At 63.8% G+C, this 16,850-nt stretch carries 14 protein-coding genes; 7 read left to right on the top strand and 7 right to left on the bottom strand.

Annotation, left to right across the window (positions count from 1 at the left end):
- Positions 1-118: 118 nt before the first annotated feature.
- Positions 119-1,720: an RNA repair transcriptional activator RtcR gene (rtcR, locus tag E2K99_RS00130; protein WP_134220981.1), complete on the top strand. Its 1,602-nt coding sequence runs from the start codon at positions 119-121 to the stop codon at positions 1,718-1,720.
- Positions 1,721-1,759: 39 nt separating this feature from the next.
- Here the strand turns inward: rtcR and E2K99_RS00135 are convergent, their stop codons facing one another.
- The 4 genes from E2K99_RS00135 to E2K99_RS00150 all read right to left on the bottom strand — a co-directional run bounded on the left by E2K99_RS00135 (position 1,760) and on the right by E2K99_RS00150 (position 5,065).
- Complete coding sequence (locus E2K99_RS00135; RefSeq protein WP_134220982.1) at positions 1,760-2,590, bottom strand: nucleotidyltransferase domain-containing protein; 831 nt, start codon at positions 2,588-2,590, stop codon at positions 1,760-1,762.
- A gap of 54 nt (positions 2,591-2,644) precedes the next feature.
- Positions 2,645-3,283 (bottom strand): ABC transporter ATP-binding protein, encoded by a 639-nt coding sequence (locus tag E2K99_RS00140; protein ID WP_134220983.1) that lies wholly within the window; start codon positions 3,281-3,283, stop codon positions 2,645-2,647.
- 41 nt (positions 3,284-3,324) lie between these two features.
- Entirely contained in the window at positions 3,325-3,576 is a 252-nt protein-coding gene (locus tag E2K99_RS00145; RefSeq protein ID WP_034333872.1) for a hypothetical protein, read from the bottom strand.
- A 253-nt stretch (positions 3,577-3,829) separates the two neighbouring features.
- Entirely contained in the window at positions 3,830-5,065 is a 1,236-nt protein-coding gene (locus tag E2K99_RS00150; RefSeq protein ID WP_039788464.1) for an MFS transporter, read from the bottom strand.
- A 134-nt stretch (positions 5,066-5,199) separates the two neighbouring features.
- Here E2K99_RS00150 and E2K99_RS00155 point away from each other — a divergent pair, with 134 nt between their 5' ends.
- The 3 genes from E2K99_RS00155 to E2K99_RS00165 all read left to right on the top strand — a co-directional run bounded on the left by E2K99_RS00155 (position 5,200) and on the right by E2K99_RS00165 (position 8,532).
- Positions 5,200-6,174 carry a LysR family transcriptional regulator gene (locus E2K99_RS00155; protein WP_134220984.1) on the top strand — a complete coding sequence of 325 codons (975 nt, stop codon included), beginning with the start codon at positions 5,200-5,202 and terminating at the stop codon, positions 6,172-6,174.
- Positions 6,175-6,419: 245 nt separating this feature from the next.
- Positions 6,420-6,617: a hypothetical protein gene (locus E2K99_RS00160; protein WP_240733818.1), complete on the top strand. Its 198-nt coding sequence runs from the start codon at positions 6,420-6,422 to the stop codon at positions 6,615-6,617.
- Between the two features lie 175 nt (positions 6,618-6,792).
- Positions 6,793-8,532, top strand: coding sequence for a methyl-accepting chemotaxis protein (locus tag E2K99_RS00165; RefSeq protein ID WP_240733819.1), 1,740 nt, complete (start codon positions 6,793-6,795; stop codon positions 8,530-8,532).
- 89 nt (positions 8,533-8,621) lie between these two features.
- Here the strand turns inward: E2K99_RS00165 and E2K99_RS00170 are convergent.
- Together E2K99_RS00170 and E2K99_RS00175 are read right to left on the bottom strand one after the other, a co-directional pair.
- Positions 8,622-9,973, bottom strand: a protein-coding gene (locus E2K99_RS00170; protein WP_134220985.1) for an IS3 family transposase whose coding sequence is annotated in 2 segments (ribosomal slippage) — positions 8,622-9,467 and positions 9,470-9,973 — 1,350 coding nt in all. Because the reading frame shifts where the segments join, the coding sequence is not laid out codon by codon here.
- 88 nt (positions 9,974-10,061) lie between these two features.
- Positions 10,062-11,564 (bottom strand): acetyl-CoA hydrolase/transferase family protein, encoded by a 1,503-nt coding sequence (locus E2K99_RS00175; protein WP_134220986.1) that lies wholly within the window; start codon positions 11,562-11,564, stop codon positions 10,062-10,064.
- A gap of 184 nt (positions 11,565-11,748) precedes the next feature.
- On the opposite strand from E2K99_RS00175, the gene E2K99_RS00180 reads away from it, so the two are divergent.
- The 3 genes from E2K99_RS00180 (at position 11,749) to E2K99_RS00190 (ending at position 16,283) form a co-directional block, all read left to right on the top strand.
- Complete coding sequence (locus E2K99_RS00180) at positions 11,749-12,648, top strand: LysR substrate-binding domain-containing protein (protein WP_134220987.1); 900 nt, start codon at positions 11,749-11,751, stop codon at positions 12,646-12,648.
- 188 nt (positions 12,649-12,836) lie between these two features.
- A complete protein-coding gene (locus E2K99_RS00185; protein ID WP_240733820.1) occupies positions 12,837-15,068 on the top strand; it encodes an FUSC family protein in 2,232 nt (743 codons plus the stop codon).
- Positions 15,069-15,155: 87 nt separating this feature from the next.
- Entirely contained in the window at positions 15,156-16,283 is a 1,128-nt protein-coding gene (locus tag E2K99_RS00190; protein ID WP_134220988.1) for a mechanosensitive ion channel family protein, read from the top strand.
- A 92-nt stretch (positions 16,284-16,375) separates the two neighbouring features.
- Here E2K99_RS00190 and E2K99_RS00195 read toward each other — a convergent pair whose 3' ends face one another.
- Positions 16,376-16,666, bottom strand: coding sequence for a DUF4148 domain-containing protein (locus E2K99_RS00195; protein ID WP_034336797.1), 291 nt, complete (start codon positions 16,664-16,666; stop codon positions 16,376-16,378).
- Between the last annotated feature and the right edge of the window lie 184 nt (positions 16,667-16,850).

Here is a 16,850-nt window from a genome sequence, read left to right on the forward strand (position 1 = left end):
TCTTTTAACTCATTGATTTGATTGATTAAATCTGATTGCAGCCTGATTTCCCGGGATTTGCCTGTACCCGAGAAAAACAGGATAATTTATCCATCAAGATAAGAAGTTATCTAAAAATATGGCAAAGAAAAAAGTCGTCATCGGTTTCGCCGGTACCCAGCTCGACCACGGACGTGGTGCGCCGCGCTGGGAAAAATGGCGTCCGACCATCGCGCTGACGCAGTACCCGGACGTGGTCATCGACCGTCTGGAACTGCTCTACATCGGCGAGCGCCATCTGGGGCTGGTCGGCCAGATCGGGCGCGACATCGCCAGCGTCTCGCCTGATACCGTCGTGCGGCCGCATGATCTGCCGATCCAGGACCCCTGGGATTTCGGTGAGGTCTACGCCAACCTGCTCGACTTTGCGCGCGCCTATCCTTTCGACACGGACAACGAGGAATACTGGATCCACATCACCACTGGCACCCACGTGGTCCAGATCTGCCTGTTCCTCATGACCGAGGCGCGTTACCTGCCCGGCGTACTGTTGCAGACCTCACCGCCGCGCCGGCAGGCGGCGGGCTCTCCTGGCAGCTATGCCCTCATCGACCTCGACCTGTCGCGTTACGACCTGATCGCGCAGCGCTTTTCGAGCGAACAGCGTGAAGCGCTGGCCTTGCTGAAGTCCGGTATCCCCACGCGCAATGCGCACTTCAACCACATGATCGAGGAGATCGAGCGCGTGTCCATCCGCTCGCGCGCGCCGATGCTGCTGATGGGGCCGACCGGGGCCGGCAAGTCCTTCCTGGCCCGGCGAATCTACGAACTGAAGAAGTCGCGGCATCAGTTGGAGGGCCGCTTTGTCGACATCAATTGCGCCACGCTGCAGGGCGACGGTGCGGCCTCAACCTTGTTCGGTCACGTGCGCGGCTCCTTTACGGGCGCAGCCCATGATCGTCCGGGCTTGCTGCGTTCGGCGCACAAGGGATTGCTGTTCCTCGACGAGATCGGCGAACTGGGGCTGGATGAACAGGCCATGTTGCTCAAGGCCATCGAGGAGAAGCGCTTTCTGCCGGTGGGTGCCGATGTCGAGGCGCAGAGCGATTTCCAGCTCATTGCCGGCACCCATCGCGACCTGGCGCGCGAGGTCGCGGCGGGCCGCTTCCGCGAGGACCTGTTTGCCCGCATCAACCTGTGGACCTATGCCCTGCCCGGCCTGGCCCAGCGCCGCGAAGACATCGAACCCAACCTCGACTACCTGCTCGAACGCTTCAGCGCCGAGCATGGACAGGTGGTGCGTTTCAACAAGGAGGCGCGAATGCGTTATCTGGCCTTTGCGGCGTCATCGGCGGCCAGCTGGCCGGGCAATTTCCGCGACCTGTCGGCGTCCGTCGTACGCATGGCCACGCTGGCCGATGCGGGGCGCATCAACGATGCGCTGGTGGAGGAAGAGACTGCGCGCCTGCAGCGTCAATGGCGCGCCAGTGCGCAGCCTGCGTCGGGAGAAGAGGACGTTGATCTGGACGCCTTGCTGGGTGAGCAGGCGCAGGCGCTGGATCTCTTCGATGCGGTGCAGTTGCGCGCCGTGGTCGCCGTGTGCCGCCGTTCGCGCTCGCTGTCGGAAGCGGGACGCACGCTCTTCGCGGTCTCGCGGGATGCCAAGGCAAAACCCAATGATGCGGATCGGCTCAAGAAATATCTGGCGCGCTTCGGCTTGGCTTGGGATGATGTGGCGTAGTGACACAAGCCAAAGCACGATGTGATGCGGTCGGCAAAGTCATTGCCCCTGCATCACCACATCCCGCAACAAGCGATCCAGCACCGAATATTCGCCCCGTCCATCCTTTTGGGGCGTGGGCACGTGCTCCAGCCGCTGCAATTCCAGCTCGATGAAACGATTGATCTCGGGAATGGCCGGGCCCTCTTCGGCCTCGCCCGCGCGCCGCTTGAAAACCAGCAGTGCATCGATGGCCGCGCGCAATGCCGCATCGCTCACCATCGCCTCGACCAGGTCGAGGAAACGCATCGGTACCGGCCCGCGCTGCTGCTCCACCCACAGCGCTGCCATCAAGGGCCGCAGTACGTAGAGATATTTTTTCAGGCGTACGCGCTCGCCCTGCAAGTACTCGCGGTAATTCTTGCGTGCCATCTGCAGGTAGTGATGGAACACGCGATCCGGACGATGTACCAGGTCGGCCGCCGCATTGATCTTGTCGACGAAGCTGACGTCGGCCCGGTAGACCACCGGCGACGACAGCCATTCCACCACCGTGGCGTTGCCATTGTGCAGTAGGGCCAGCGTCTTGCGCAGGTCCCAGCCGCTGACGTCATAGGTGGCATTGACGGGCAATTCGATCACGTCGCGGCCGGGGAGGACGGTGAGATACCAGTCGGGCCGGTGTACGTAGATGAAGCGCACGTCGTAGTCACTGTCCGGCGAGGCAAATCCCCAGCCCCGGCTGCCTGATTCGCACGCGAACAGTACGCGCACCTGATGCTCGGATTCGATGCGCGCAAGCGTCTTGTCGATCTCGGCGCGGATCTGCGGATCAATCGGATGTTCATGGTGCTGCCAGTCGGCGGCAGCGGCGGGTGAGGAGGTGTCCATGCCGTGGATCATAGCAGGCAGGACCGGGCAGGAAGACAAGCGCCCTGGTGTTTCTCAGTCCCCCAGATCGATCGTCCCCACCAACCGCACCGCCTCCGGCGTCTCATACATGGCCACCACCCAGGCCTGATCGGCATCAGCGGCATGTGCATTGAGCGTAGCCGCAACGAACTGGATGGAAGCACGATCCAGACTGGCGTAGGGATCGTCCAGCAAGGTCAGCGTGGCGTGGGCCGCGAAGGCGGCCGCCAGGTAGACCTTGCGCTTGCTGCCGGTGGAGAGCATGAAGAGCTTTTTCTCCAGGTGCGGCGTCAGTGACAGACCTTCGGCGAGGGCCGGCAACAAGCCATGATCGAAATGCGGATACCGTTGCGCCAGGTCCGCAAAGACTTCCGGCGGCGTCATCTGGTCATAGGCCTCGGTCCGCGGATCGATGAAGAACACTTGCCGGCGGTAATTCTCGGGCTCGCCATCGAGTCGCACACCATTCAACTCCAGCACGCCATCGCGCGCCGGCATCAAACCACCCAGCAGATTGAGCAGCGTGGTCTTGCCGCGGCCATCGCCGCCGCGCACCAGCGTCACGCCGGCCGTGATGCGGGCCGAGAAGTCCTGGAACAGGTCCAGGCCGGGATAGGAAAAATTCAGGCGCGATACCAACAGCAGCGCTGCGCGGTCGGAAACTTGGGTCATCGGTGAGGGGCGTGGAGAATCGAAGGGAGAGCGGATTGCGCTCAGGAGCGCTGGCGACGCGCCGCCTGGCGTTTGGCTTCCTCGGCGGCCTGCTTTTCCTTGCGGGCATCGGCCAGCATGGCCAGGGCCAATGCCAATGGCGGATACAGCAGGATCAGGCCGCTCCAGTCGTGGTCCGACAGAAACATCAGCGCGGCAATGCACAGGTCGACCGCCATCAGGAACATCAATGGCCACCCCACGGGCGCACCCAGGAAGGTCTTCTGTCGCTTGTTCTTGAAATACAGTGCCATGCCGTTCACCCTGCTTTGTGTTTCGCTGCATGGCCGCCGGGCAGCGCCGCAGGGCGCATTGATGGGCGGGCAACATGCTGGCGATGGGTTGTCTCCTGCCCCGGATTATAAAAGATGTGGACCCGGGGAGGGAGCCGGCAGCACATCTTCCCATCCGGCAAAAATGGTCCGGCCTGTGGAAAAAATATAAAAAAAACGGTCCCGGCAAACGCCGGGACCGTTGTCCTTGGCAAGACCACCGCAGGGCGCCAACTCAACGGGCCTTGGCTGCCCCCGGCCACATGCGTACCACCAGGGCCAGCACGGCCGCCGCCACTGCCAGTGCCACCACCGCGATCCAGCCCCACTGTGCCAGCGCCAGGCTGCCCAGCGCCGCACCAGCGGCCATGCCGATGAACATGCCCACGAACAGCACCGCATTCAGACGGCTGCGGGCACCGGGTTCGATGCTGTAGACGATGGTCTGATGCGCCACCAGCGTCGCCTGCACGCCCAGGTCAAAGCCGATGGCGGCCAGTGCCAGCAAGACCAGTTGACCTTGCGTCGAGAACCACGGCGACAGCGCCATCGAGGCGAAGGACAGCGCCGCCAGGCTCACACCCAGACGGGTCACCAGCTCCGGGCCTTTCTTGTCCGAGATGCGGCCCGCCAGGGGCGCTGCCAGCGCACCAGCCGCACCGGCCAGACCGAAGGCACCGGCCGCCGCACTGCCGAGGTGAAACGGTGCGCCATGCAGCATCACCGCCAGCGTCGACCAGAAGGCCGAGAACCCGACCGACAGCAAGCCCTGGGCCAGCGCCGCGCGGCGCAACGCGCCATGCTTGCGCACCAGCGTACCCAGCGAGCCCAGCAGTGCGCCATACGACAGATGCGTGGTCGGATGGAAACGTGGCAGCCCGCGCCACGCGGCCAGGCCGATCAGCGCGATGCTGGCCGAGGCCCCCACGAACATGGCGCGCCAGCCAAAGTGCTCGGCCACGAAACCGCTGACCACGCGCGACAGCAGGATGCCCAGCAGCAAGCCGGTCATGACGGTACCGACGATGCGGCCGCGATGCTGTTCCGGTGCCAGGGTGGCGGCGGCCGGGACGATGTCCTGCGCCAGCGTTGCCGTCAGGCCGATGGCCAGGCTGGCGGCCAGCAGGGTAGCGATGCCGGACGCCGCACCGGCCAGCAGCAGTGCCACCGTCAGGATGGCCGCCTTGATGAGGATGATGCGGCGGCGGTCATAACGGTCGCCCAGCGGTGCCAGCAGCAGGATGCCCAGTGCATACCCGAGCTGGGTCGACATCGGCACCATGCCCACGGCGCGCTCGGAGGCACCGATGTCATCGGCCAGCACGCCCAGCATGGGCTGCGAATAGTAGAGCGAAGCCACGGCCAGGCCGGCCCCGGTGGCCAGCAGGCCGATCAGCCCGGTCGACAGGCCGTGGGCAGGAGAGGAAGCCGCAGCGGGGGCGGCTGTATGCGTCTTGGGAATGCTGTTCATGATGGAACCTCAATAAGTGAGTCTGGCTGCCGGCCCGGAAAAATCCCCTTTCTGCCAGCGTTGGAAAGGATTGTCCGCTTCCCGGCTCGCATCTGGTAGTAGCGCCTGCGGCAGAATTGTTATACGTTAGCCGTATGACCAAGCCCCTCTCCCCTGCCCCCAGTTTCTCCGCCACCGGCCTGACGGACCGCATCGAGCTGATCCAGACCTTCGTGCGCATCGTCGAGGCCGGCAGCCTGTCGGCAGCCGCGGCCCAGCTCGCGACCACGCAGCCCACCGTCAGCCGCCGCCTGCAGGCGCTGGAGCGCTCGCTGGGAGTGCGCCTGCTGCAGCGTTCCACCCATGCCATGAAGATGACCGAGGATGGCGAACGCTGCTACGAGCGCGCCAAGGAATTGCTGGCCGGCTGGGATGAGTTCGAAAGCGAATTGCGCGGTGCCCGCCAGCACGCGGAAGGTACGCTGCGGGTCGTGGTGCCGCACGCCTTCGGGCAGAAGCAGCTGATCGCGCCCTTGTTGCAGTTCATGCAGCGCCATCCGCGCATCACCGTGGAATGGCTGCTGCATGACCGTGCCGCCGATTTCATCAGTCAGGGCATCGATTGCGCCATCCAGGTCGGCGAAGTCAATGATCCCTCGGTGGTGGCCATCCACCTGGCCGAGGTGCCGCGCATGACGGTGGTGGCCCCCGCGCTGCTGGAGGGCCGGGCCCTGCCGCGCCAGCCTGAAGAGCTGGCGGATTTCCCCTGGATCGCCATTCCGGCCTTCTACCGCCGCGAAATCACGCTCACCCACGCCACCAGCGGCGAACAGCGCCAGGTGGCTTTCCGTCCGCAGCTGGTCACCGACAGCCTGTATGCGTTGCGCAATATCGCCATCGAAGGCATGGGCGTGGCGGTAGGCTCATCATGGGTATTGGCCGAGGATGTGGCCGCCGGCCGCCTGGTCCAATTGCTGCCGGAGTGGGAGCCGGCACCGCTGCCGGTGTCGCTGATGTACCCCTATGCACGTTTCTACCCGGCCCGGCTGCGCCACTTCATCGACACCATGAAGGAAGCGATGCCCTCCGTGGTGCACCAGGCCGTGGGACGGGGTGCGCTGCAGGGGTGATGGCCGCTGCCTATGAAGCCTTGGTCCCGACACGCTCCATCCAGGCAGCGATGTTGTCATCTAGGGAAATGCCTGAGGTTCAAGGATGAGTTAACCGCTTATAGTGGGCTCAACATCTAGTCCTGCGCGGCCGTGAATGCCAATGGCGGCTTCCGGCCCGGACAACGTTGGACAGGAATGATGTCCCCGCGCACAGGCGCGCAGACGCGCATTCGTAACGATCATCCACAGCGGGGAACCAGAAAATGGCCATCGAAAAAGAGGATGACGCTCTTGCTGAGCGTCATTCCCGATCGCTGATCCACCAGCTCAACCGGCTTGAGCAGATCATGGAAACCCTCACAGCGACGTTTGAAGAGATGGCACTTCATGCCGACATCCGGACCGGGGATTCTTTCAAATCCCAGGCTGCTGATGCCATTGCCAAGGCTATGAAGACCTGACGCCGGTGCGCATCGGGTACGCGCTCGCACTTCCTTCTTAACTGTTTGCATCAACGACCCCGTCGCCTCGTGCAGAGCGCTGCGGGTACGCTGTCGCGCATTCCGGTGCGCGGCATTTCAACGCAATGACATGAAAACCAACCAGCGATGCGCTGGCAACAATGGGGTGATGAAAATGTTTGGATCAATGACCGTCGGTCGAAAACTGGGGCTGGCCTTTCTCAGCATGGTGGTGGTGTCGCTGGCGGTAAGCAGCCTCTCGCTGTTCAACTTCAACCGGCTCGAAGGGGCCAGTGCCATGAATGTCCATACCTATGAGGTCATGGGCGCGGCCGACGACATGCTGATCAACATGGTCAACATCGAGACCGGCATTCGTGGTTACGTGGCCTCCGGCAACGAGGCGTTTCTCGATCCCTACCTGGGTGGGCGCAAGGCGTTCAGCAAGGCATTCGATCAGGCCAAGGCGCTGACCGCCGACAACCCGGTGCAGCAGAAGCGGCTGACCGAGATGCTGGAGCTGACCAACAAGATCGAAGAGGTCGACCAGACCCTGATCAAGTTGCGCAAGCAAGCCAATGCCAGCGCCTCCACCCAAGAGCTGCAAGCCTACTTCGGCGCAACCCACGACAAGGTTTTCATGGACCGCTTCCGCGGCCTGCAGAGTGAATTCGTGAAGGCCGAAGAATCGCTGCTCAAGGAACGCGGCGAGCAGGTCCGTGAGCTCAGCAGCGCTACCTTCGCAGTGCTCATCGGCGGTGGCGCGCTCACCGTGCTGTTGGCCATCGCCGCCGGCCTTGCGATCACCCGCAGTATCCTCAAGGCCCTCGGCGGAGAGCCGGCCGCCGCCGCGCTGGTCGCCCAGCATATCGCCGCGGGAGACCTGACGGTACCGGTTCCCCTGAAGCACAATGACCGCACCAGCCTGATGGCCTCGCTGGCCAGCATGCGCGAGCAGCTCACCACCATCGTGCGTGGCATCCAGACCTCGGGGGAATCGATCTCGGTGGCCGCAGGCGAAATCGCCACCGGCAATACCGATCTGTCGCAACGCACCGAGCAGCAGGCGGCATCGCTGGAAGAAACCGCGTCGAGCATGGAAGAACTGACCTCCACCGTGCGCCAGAATTCCGACAACGCCCGGCAGGGCAACGTCGTGGCCGAGGATGCTTCCGCGCTGGCCCTCAAGGGTGGCGAAGTGGTCGGCCGCGTCATCTCCACCATGAACGAGATTTCCGACAGTTCCAGCAAGGTGTCCGAGATCATCACCGTCATTGAAGGCATCGCCTTCCAGACCAATATCCTGGCGCTCAATGCGGCCGTGGAAGCGGCACGCGCCGGTGAGCAGGGACGCGGCTTTGCCGTGGTCGCCAGCGAAGTGCGCTCGCTGGCCCAGCGCAGCGCCGCCGCCGCCAAGGATGTGAAGGATCTCATCGTGCTGTCGGGGGAACGCGTAGAGCGTGGCACTCACCTGGTCAGCGAAGCGGGCGGGACCATCGATGAAGTGGTGCAGGCAGTGCGCAACGTCACGCAGATCATGAACGAAATCTCCGCCGCTTCGCTGGAACAGACGGCCGGCATCGAGCAGGTCAACCAGGCGCTCGGCCAGATGGACCAGGTTACCCAGCAGAATGCGGCGCTGGTGGAGCAGGCTGCTGCGGCGGCCCAGGCCATGTCTGAACAGGCAACCGAACTGCGCAGTGCGGTGGGGATCTTCAAGACCGCCGGCGGCGTAGTGCGGCCAGTGCCGGTGGTGCCTGCGGCGGCTGCCGCCAAGCCGGCCCCCAAGGCCGTGTCCAGGCCGTCCCTTCCGGCGGCACCAGCGCGCGCCACCAAGGCACAGCCGGCTGCCGGGCAAGGCCCTTCCTCCTCCTACAAGAAGGATGCTGGCGAGGGCGACTGGGAAACCTTCTGAGCGCCTGTTCCGCTGGCGAGTCCTGCGTACCAACGTAAAAATGCCTGCATGATGAACTGACCCCATAAAGTTGGACGGTCAACAGCCGGTTAAGGCCTAAAGGACTGAGTTCTGTATTGCACAGGGCTCAGTCCTTTTAATTTGCTCTTGATGCGGTGGTGGTTGTAGTAGTGCATGTACTTGCGCAACTCGATCTGTAACTGCTCGATGCTGGAGAAGCGAGTCAGGTAAAAACACTCCGACTTGAGCGTGCCGAAGAAGCTTTCCATGGCTGCATTATCCAGGCAATTCCCTCTACGCGACATACTCTGCTTAATACCGTTTTCGGCCAAGGTGCGCCGGTAAGCGTGCATCTGATATTGCCATCCCTGATCCGAGTGCAGCATGGGGCGACGTGTCCCCTTCAAGGTCGAGATTGCCTTCTTGAGCATGCTGTCGACCATCTGGAACTGGGGTGAACGACTCGTCTGATACGACACGATCTCGCCGTTGTACAAGTCCATGACAGGCGACAGATAAAGCTTCTCTCCACCGACTTTGAATTCAGTAACATCCGTTACCCACTTCTCTCCGAACCGCTCTGCCTTGAATTTCCTCTGAAGCAAGTTCTCCACATGAGCGTGCCCAGGGCCGCGATACGACCTGTATTTCTTCGGCCTCACCAGCGACTTCAAGCCCAATTGGCTCATCAGGCGCTGCACCGTCTTGTGATTGATCAGTTGGCCTGCCTGCTTGAGCGTGTCCGTGACGCGGCGGTAGCCATACCTGCCTTTGTGCCGGTCATAGATCTTGCGGATGCGCGATTTCACGGCCGCGTATTTGTCGCCTGCTTCCTGCGCCTTGATCTGGTAATAGAATGTGCTGCGCGCCAATCCGGCCACCTTCAGCAGAACAGGCAACTTGTGGTGTGGCCTCAATTCCTGGACGAGTCGCGCTGCTTTTGCGCAGCCGCTTGCTCTGTCTGAATCAAGGCCCGACGCTTTTTTAGGTAATCAACCTCCGCACGCAGATACTCGATTTCATCGAGCAATTCTTCGCGTGGGCGCATGTCGTCTTTCCTTGTGGGCTTTGCGGGAATCTTGGGCTTCATCATCATTGAGCGTCCTTTCGGCTTCGGCTGCAATCCAGCCAGGCCGTGCTCATGATACAGGCGCTCCCACCGACTGACCGTCCCGCAGCCGCGAAGTCCGTACATAGCCTCCACTTCCCGCTGTGATAACTGATCCTGCTTCATTCGCGTCAATACCGATAGCTTGAACTCGGCACTATAGTGCTCGTGCTTCTTGATCAGTCCCGCTACGCCATGATGTCGGTAGCTCTGGACCCACCGCTGAACTATGCTGTGCTTCAGACCATATTCCTTGGCAAGCCCTCTGGCACTACCTCCCGCTAGATATTTCTGTACCACTTCCTGCTTGAACTTCTCATCGTACTTCGCCATGAAAAACACCCCAAAGGTTGGATTTATGTCCAACTTTTGGGGTGCAGTTCATGACGCAGGCATTTTTTTTGATGGCGCGCAGCGCACGTCAACCCTGATGCTGATCCAGCCGCATGGTGCGCTGTTGCGCGTAGTGCTGGTGCCAGGAGAACGCCTCGCCCAGCAGATGCGGCGTATGGCCACCGGCCCGGCAGGCGCGTTCGAAGTAGTCGCGCAGCTGCGGCCGGTAATCCGGATGGCAGCACTGCTCGATCACCTTCACCGCGCGCTCGCGCGGTGCCAGGCCGCGCAGGTCGGCCAGGCCCCATTCAGTGACCAGCACGTCCACATCATGTTCGCTGTGGTCCACATGCGAGACCATGGGCACCACGCTGGAAATGGCTCCGTCCTTGGCCACCGACTTCGACACGAAGATCGATAGCTGTCCGTTGCGCGCAAAGTCGCCCGAGCCGCCGATGCCATTCATCATGTGGGTGCCGCCCACGTGGGTGGAATTGACGTTGCCGTAGATATCGAATTCAAGCGCGGTATTGAGCCCGATGATGCCCAGCCTGCGCACCAGCTCCGGATGATTGCTGATCTCCTGCGGACGCAGCACCAGCTTGTCGCGATAGCGATCCAGGTTGGCCAGGAAATGCGCATACTTGGCCTGCGACAGCGTGATCGAGGAGGCCGAGGCAAAAGCCAGCTGGCCCGAGTCGAGCAGATCGATGGCGCTGTCCTGCAGCACTTCCGAATACATCACCAGATTGCGGAACGGTGACTCCACCAGCCCGTGCAGCACCGCATTGGCGATGGTGCCGATGCCTGCCTGCAGTGGCGCCAGCGTATGCGGCAGACGTCCGGCTTCCACTTCGCATTCGAGGAAATGGATCACGTGACGCGCAATGGCCCGCGTCTCATCGTCCGGCGGCAGCACCGAGGAGGGGCTGTCGGGTGTTTCGGTGAGCACGATGGCCACCACTTTTTCCGGATCGAAGGGAATGGTCGCACGGCCGATGCGATCGCCCGCTGCCGTCAGCGGGATGGGTTTGCGCTCGGGGCGTGCGGCGGGCAGATAGATGTCGTGCAGGCCCTCCAGCGCCAGCGGCACGCTGGTGTTGAGTTCGATCACGATATGCCGCGCCTGCTCCACGAAGCTGGCCGAATTGCCGACCGACATGGTCGGCACGATGCCCTCTTCGGTAATCGCCGCCGCTTCGATGACGGCGATGTCGATGCGCGAGGGCGTGCCGCTGCGCAATTGTTCGGCCGTCTCGGAGAGGTGCTGGTCGATGAACATGACCTCGCCTGCATTGATCTTCTTGCGCAGCGTGGGATCGACCTGGAACGGCAGGCGTCGCGCCAGCAAGCCCGCTTCTGCCATGAGACCATCGCTGCCATTGCCCAGCGAGGCCCCGGTGATGACGGTGAAATGCAGCTCTTCCTGCGCGGCGCGGTCGGCCAGCGCACGCGGCATGGCCTTGGCGTCACCGGCGCGGGTAAAGCCGCTCAGGCCGATGGTCATGCCGTTGTGGAAGAAGGTGGCCGCCTGGGCGGCGGACATGACTTTGCCGGCCAAGGCGGGCTGGCGAATGCGCTGGCTATCCATGAGAGTGTGCTCCTGCTCGGGTTCTTTAGGGGGTGTGAAGGGCATCCTTTGACGGACTTCTTGCATCTTGTTTGGACCAAGTATAGGAGCCGGCAGGTATGCACTGTATGATTAAAATTCCGCCGTTCCAGTCGGAAAATGCATACTTCCCCGCCACCCTGAAACACCGCCGAAAGCCGCTGCCATGGACATCCGCGCCCTGCGCTACTTCACCGAGACGGTCCGCCTGGCCAGCTTCAGCCGCGCCGCCGATGCCTTGCACGTGACCCAGTCCACCGTCAGCAAGATGGTGCGCCAGCTGGAAGACGAGGTTGACGCCCCGCTGCTGGTGCGCGATGGCCGCCGCCTGCAGCTCACCGATACCGGACGCGTGGTGTATGAGCAGGGCCAGCAGATCCTGGCCTCCATGCAGCGGCTGGACGCCGAGGTGCGCGATACCAAGGCGCTGCGCTGCGGCCGTCTGGAGATCGGCATCCCGCCCATGATCAACATCCTCTGCACCCCGGTGCTGAAGGCCTTCCGCGAACGCCATCCCGAGATCGCCATCGTCCTGAAGGAAGATACCGGCCCGCAGATCGAAGAGCGCGTGGCCAATGGCGAACTGGAAATCGGCATGACGGTCCTGCCCGCTGATCCGGAACTGGAATTGCAGACCCTGCCGGTGGCGCGCTATCCCATGTGGGCCGTGGCCCAGGCCGGCCGCTTCCAGAAGAACCGCGCCACCCTGCGCTGCGCCCAGCTCGATGGCATGCCGCTGGTGCTGCTCAACAACGAGTTCGGCCTCACCCGCAGCCTGCGCGGCATGTTCGGGGAATTGGACATCCGGCCCGAGATCGTGGCCCAGAGCGCCCAGTGGGACTGGCTGGTGGCCATGGCCCTGGCCGGCATGGGGGCGGCGCTGCTGCCCGAACCCTTCATCCACCGCCTCGCCACCGACCAGCTGCAGGCGGTGCGGCTGGTGGAGCCGGAAGTGCAATGGCAGGTTGCCTATGTCACACGCGGCGGCGGGTATCTCTCGCATGCGGCGCGGGCGTGGATGGCCTTGAGCGAAGAATTGTTTGCGGGTGGCCGCGTGCGCAGGTAAAGAGAAAAGAGCGTACCGGAGCGCCTCGGTGCAAAAAGCGTCAGCATTCCATTTTGGAATGGAATTGGTGAATTTAAGTCATGCCATGAATACAGCCAGATTCCTATACTGGTCCTGCCGATACCTGCCGCCCCTCCTCACTCGTGAATTCGGAACCGGAATGACGTCTTGACGCCGTGAGTGCGCAGGTGTCGGCACTCTCCACGAGTGCCCTGCCCTCCACCACCTGCCCGCTCGCCAGCACGATCATGCCGCCGCTCTTGTCGTCGCGTTTTTCCGTCCGTTTTTCCCTCTATCGATTCCTGCTGCTGCACTACTGCCGGCGCTGCCGCACCCGTGTCGAGCGCTGGCGCCTGCAGTTCCCGCTGCGCCACGCCAACCTCTCCGAGGGCCTGCGTGCGGCCTGCGGGGCGGCGGCCATGCTGCTGCTGGGCGAGTGGCTGGGCAATCCCCTGTTCTCGTGGGCGGCCATCGGCGCCTTCCTGACCAGCCTGGCCGACAGCGCCGGTTCCAATCGCGCGCGCCTGGCCTCCATGGGCGGCTTCGCGCTGGCCTCGACGCTGGGCGGCATGATCGCCGCCAGCGCCGCCAGCTGGCGCGTGGAAGCGGGTTTGCTGACCATCATGGCCTGCGCCGGCGTGGCCGGCTTCTCGCGCATCTACGGGGCCGCAGCGGGTCTGGTGCTGATGCTGGCGGCGGGCGTCTCGGCCATCATGGCCGATGCGCCGGTGGTGCTGTGGCCGCTGGCGCAGAGCCATGTCCTGATCTATTTCGCCGGTTGCCTGTGGGCGCTGCTGCTGGGCTTGACGGTGTGGCGCATCCACCCCTTCGCCCCGGCGCGCCAGGCGGTGGCGCGCGCCTATGGCACGCTGGCCGAACTGGCCGCCCTCGCGGCCAATACCGATGCCGCCGATCCCGCCTATGCCGTGCATGCCGCCGATCTGGCGGCCCACACCCGCCGCCATGCGCGCTTCGATCTGGCCGCCGCCCATCGCACGCTCGATGCGGTGGCGGTCGAACGCACCGAGTCCCGTCGCCTCTACGAAAATCTGCTGGTGCGGCTGGCGCGCGCCGACGCTCTCCTCGATGGCATCACCGTGCTGGCCGACCTGCAGCTGACGCATTACCAGCCCCTGCGAGCGCGCTTGCGCAGTGCCCGCGTGCTGGGTGCGATTGCGCGCCAGCTGCAGGCCATGCAGCGCGAGATGCAGCGCGGCGAGGCGATTGCCGCCGATGAAGATGCGCGCATCATGCTGCGCCTGCGCCAGCTGGTGGCGCGCCTGCCCAGCGGCACCGGGCGGCTGTTGCAGCAGCTCGATACCCCGCTGGCCCTGGGCGCGGACGATCCGGCCCGCCTCAAGCAGGCCGCCCGCGCCGGACATCAGGCGCGCCACGGCATGTCTGCCCTGCTGCACCGCCTGCGCGCACTGGGGCGCAAGGCCGCGCTGCACGTGCGCGCCGGATCGGCGGAATGGCATCACGCCTGGCGCTGCGCGGCAGCGGCCGGGGCGACCTACCTCATCGTGCATCTGCTGGAATTGCCCTTCGGCTACTGGGCCACCATGGCCACCATGCTGGTCATGCAGCCCAGCATTGCCGACAGCTGGTCGCGCAGCATGGAGCGCGCCGTCGGCAGCGTGGTCGGCGGCGCGCTGGCCGTGGCCGTCTGCCTGGTGGTGCATTCGCCGCTGGGGCTGGCGCTGCTGGTGTTCCCGCTGACGGTACTGACGATGGCGCTGCGCCCGGTGAGCTATGGGCTGTATGCGACTTTTCTCACGCCGGTATTCGTGCTGGTGGCCGATGTCGGTGGCGATCCCGCGCATGAGCTGGCCAATGCCGCGCTGCGCGCGGGCAACAATGTCATCGGCGCGCTGGTGGCGGTGCTGGCCAGTTACCTGTTCTGGCCGCGCCGCCACGAGGCCGATCCACAGGGCCAGTTGCGCACCATGGCCGGTCTCAATCTGGCCTATCTGACGGCGGCACTGGCGGTGCACGACACGGCAGCCGACAAGGCCCGCCTGTCGTCGCTGCATGCGCATCGCCGCGCGGCCTGCGTGGCCAACGTCGAGGCCGGTCTGCTGTTGCAACGCCTGGCGCGCGAACGCGGCTGGCCCGAACGCGATCACGGGCGCGGCCGCACGGCGGTGGCCCTGTCGCGCCGCCTGGCTGCGGCGGCCAGCCATCTGTGGGCGCATCCGCAGCCGGTCGAAGCGTCCCTGCCGGCCTGGCTCCTTGCCCTGGCGCAAGCCCTGCAGGAACAGGATGCTGCCGCATTGCAAGCCCTCACGCGCCAGCGGCCGGCCCCGGTTGAGCTGGCCCAGGCGGCGGCGGTGGAGACCGCCTGCCTGCTGGTGGCGGCACTGGAGGCCACGTCCGCTACCGGTTCGGCCGCATCAAGCGGGCCCATGCCAGGAAATTGACGGAAACAAATTCCCCCATCCCTGTTCGAACCGGAAAAAGCGCCCCGCGCGTACCGCTTCAACAACACTCTGGATGGAAGGGAACGGATGAGCCTGGATCTCGATTTTCTGTACAACATGAACGAGGGGCCGCTGCGCTCCGGCCTGATCGTATTGGGCGTGGCCCTGGTGGCGGTGGTCGTCGGCATCGTCCTGCATCGCATGGGCATCGCCCTGGTACGACGCCTGGCGCGCGGCCGGCCCTTTACCACCACTGCCACGACCGTCACCTTCAATGCCAGCCGCACCTGCGTGATCCTCTTCATGCTGCGCCTGGTGCTGGCCGGTGCGCCGGACAATACCCCCGGCCTCACGCGCATCTCCTACCTGACCTCGGTGGCCTTCATCCTGGCGCTGACCTGGTTCCTCATGCGCTGCGTGAAATCGGTCAGCACCACGGTGGTCAACCTCAATCCCTATGATGTGGCCGACAACCTCAAGGCACGCCGCATCCTGACCCAGACCCGCGTGCTCTCGCGCAGTGCCTACTTCATCATCGCCCTGCTGGGCCTGGCCTTCGTGCTGCTGACCTTGCCCGGTGCGCGCCAGTTCGGTGCCAGCCTGCTGGCCTCGGCCGGGGTGGCCGGTATCGTCGCCGGTATCGCGGCCAAGCCGGTGCTGGGCAATTTCTTCGCCGGCCTGCAGATTGCCTTCTCGCAACCGATCCGCATCGATGACGTGCTCATCGTGAAGGGGGAATGGGGCCGTGTGGAAGAGATCACGGGCACCTTCGTCGTGGTCAGGATCTGGGATGAGCGGCGCATGATCGTGCCGCTGCAATGGTTCATCGAAAATCCCTTCGAGAACTGGACCCACACCTCCTCCACCATCCTCGGCACGGTCTTCCTGTGGCTGGATTTCGCCGTGCCGACGAACGCCATCCGCGCCGAATTCGAGCGCGTCTGCCAGACCCTGCCGCTGTGGGACAAGCGCGTCTGCGTGATGCACGTGACCGATACCAGTGAGCGCAACATGCAGGTGCGCCTGCTGGTCTCGGCCCGGGATTCGGGCTCGGCCTTCGACCTGCGCTGCCAGATCCGCGAACACATGATCGGCTTCATCGCCAGCAATTATCCGGAAGCCCTGCCCCGCCTGCGCGCCGAGGTATCGTCGCGCAACCAGCCTGAGGCACTGGACACCATCATCGATGGCGCGCCGGGAGAGAAAACCGGCTGAACAAAACGAAGCGGGCCGCACTTGCGTGGGGCCCGCCTGGAGGGGAATCTGGCGCGCCGGCTGGTCCGGGGCGCCTTTTTTGCGACCGCAACTTACTGATTCGAGATGGCCAGCTCGCCATTGGCGCGGGCCTGGACCAGTTCGGCGCGGACTTCATCACGGCTCTTGCCGGAGGCCACGACCTTCACGTCCTGGTCACGATCACTCACCAGCAGCTGGCCATTGGCACGGGCTTGTTGCAACTCGGCCACGACATCGGCGCGGGTCTTGGTGGAGACGAAGCGGGTTTCAGCGGGGTATTGGGCTTCAGCCATGGCAGCACCGACGGCGGTGGTCAGCAGCAGGCCGGCAAACAGGTTCTTGGCAATGTTCTTGGTGTTCATGATGGGTTCCTTTTTCGTGAGAGAGGATGCGCACGTCAACCCGTTCCGGTGGTGGTGGATCAGTCATCGCGTGCTGTCATCTTGGTACCCAGTTTAGGGAAACACGGCACCGGGAAAAAGGTGAAAAACCGGAATTCATTGTTCCGAAAAATACTAACAATTCGATTTCTTCAGCGATCCCCTC

Source organism: Herbaspirillum huttiense (genome assembly GCF_004367745.1).
Classification (GTDB): Bacteria; Pseudomonadota; Gammaproteobacteria; order Burkholderiales; family Burkholderiaceae_D; genus Herbaspirillum; species Herbaspirillum huttiense.

Bases quoted from the DNA above. Each gene is read 5' to 3' on its own strand.
- E2K99_RS00165 (WP_240733819.1), top strand. From the start codon at position 6,793: ATGTTTGGATCAATGACCGTCGGTCGAAAACTGGGGCTGGCCTTTCTC.
- E2K99_RS00150 (WP_039788464.1), bottom strand. From the start codon at position 5,065: ATGAACAGCATTCCCAAGACGCATACAGCCGCCCCCGCTGCGGCTTCC.
- E2K99_RS00135 (WP_134220982.1), bottom strand. From the start codon at position 2,590: ATGGACACCTCCTCACCCGCCGCTGCCGCCGACTGGCAGCACCATGAA.
- E2K99_RS00190 (WP_134220988.1), top strand. From the start codon at position 15,156: ATGAGCCTGGATCTCGATTTTCTGTACAACATGAACGAGGGGCCGCTG.
- E2K99_RS00175 (WP_134220986.1), bottom strand. From the start codon at position 11,564: ATGGATAGCCAGCGCATTCGCCAGCCCGCCTTGGCCGGCAAAGTCATG.
- E2K99_RS00195 (WP_034336797.1), bottom strand. From the start codon at position 16,666: ATGAACACCAAGAACATTGCCAAGAACCTGTTTGCCGGCCTGCTGCTG.
- E2K99_RS00155 (WP_134220984.1), top strand. From the start codon at position 5,200: ATGACCAAGCCCCTCTCCCCTGCCCCCAGTTTCTCCGCCACCGGCCTG.
- E2K99_RS00140 (WP_134220983.1), bottom strand. From the start codon at position 3,283: ATGACCCAAGTTTCCGACCGCGCAGCGCTGCTGTTGGTATCGCGCCTG.
- rtcR (WP_134220981.1), top strand. From the start codon at position 119: ATGGCAAAGAAAAAAGTCGTCATCGGTTTCGCCGGTACCCAGCTCGAC.
- E2K99_RS00180 (WP_134220987.1), top strand. From the start codon at position 11,749: ATGGACATCCGCGCCCTGCGCTACTTCACCGAGACGGTCCGCCTGGCC.
- E2K99_RS00145 (WP_034333872.1), bottom strand. From the start codon at position 3,576: ATGGCACTGTATTTCAAGAACAAGCGACAGAAGACCTTCCTGGGTGCG.
- E2K99_RS00160 (WP_240733818.1), top strand. From the start codon at position 6,420: ATGGCCATCGAAAAAGAGGATGACGCTCTTGCTGAGCGTCATTCCCGA.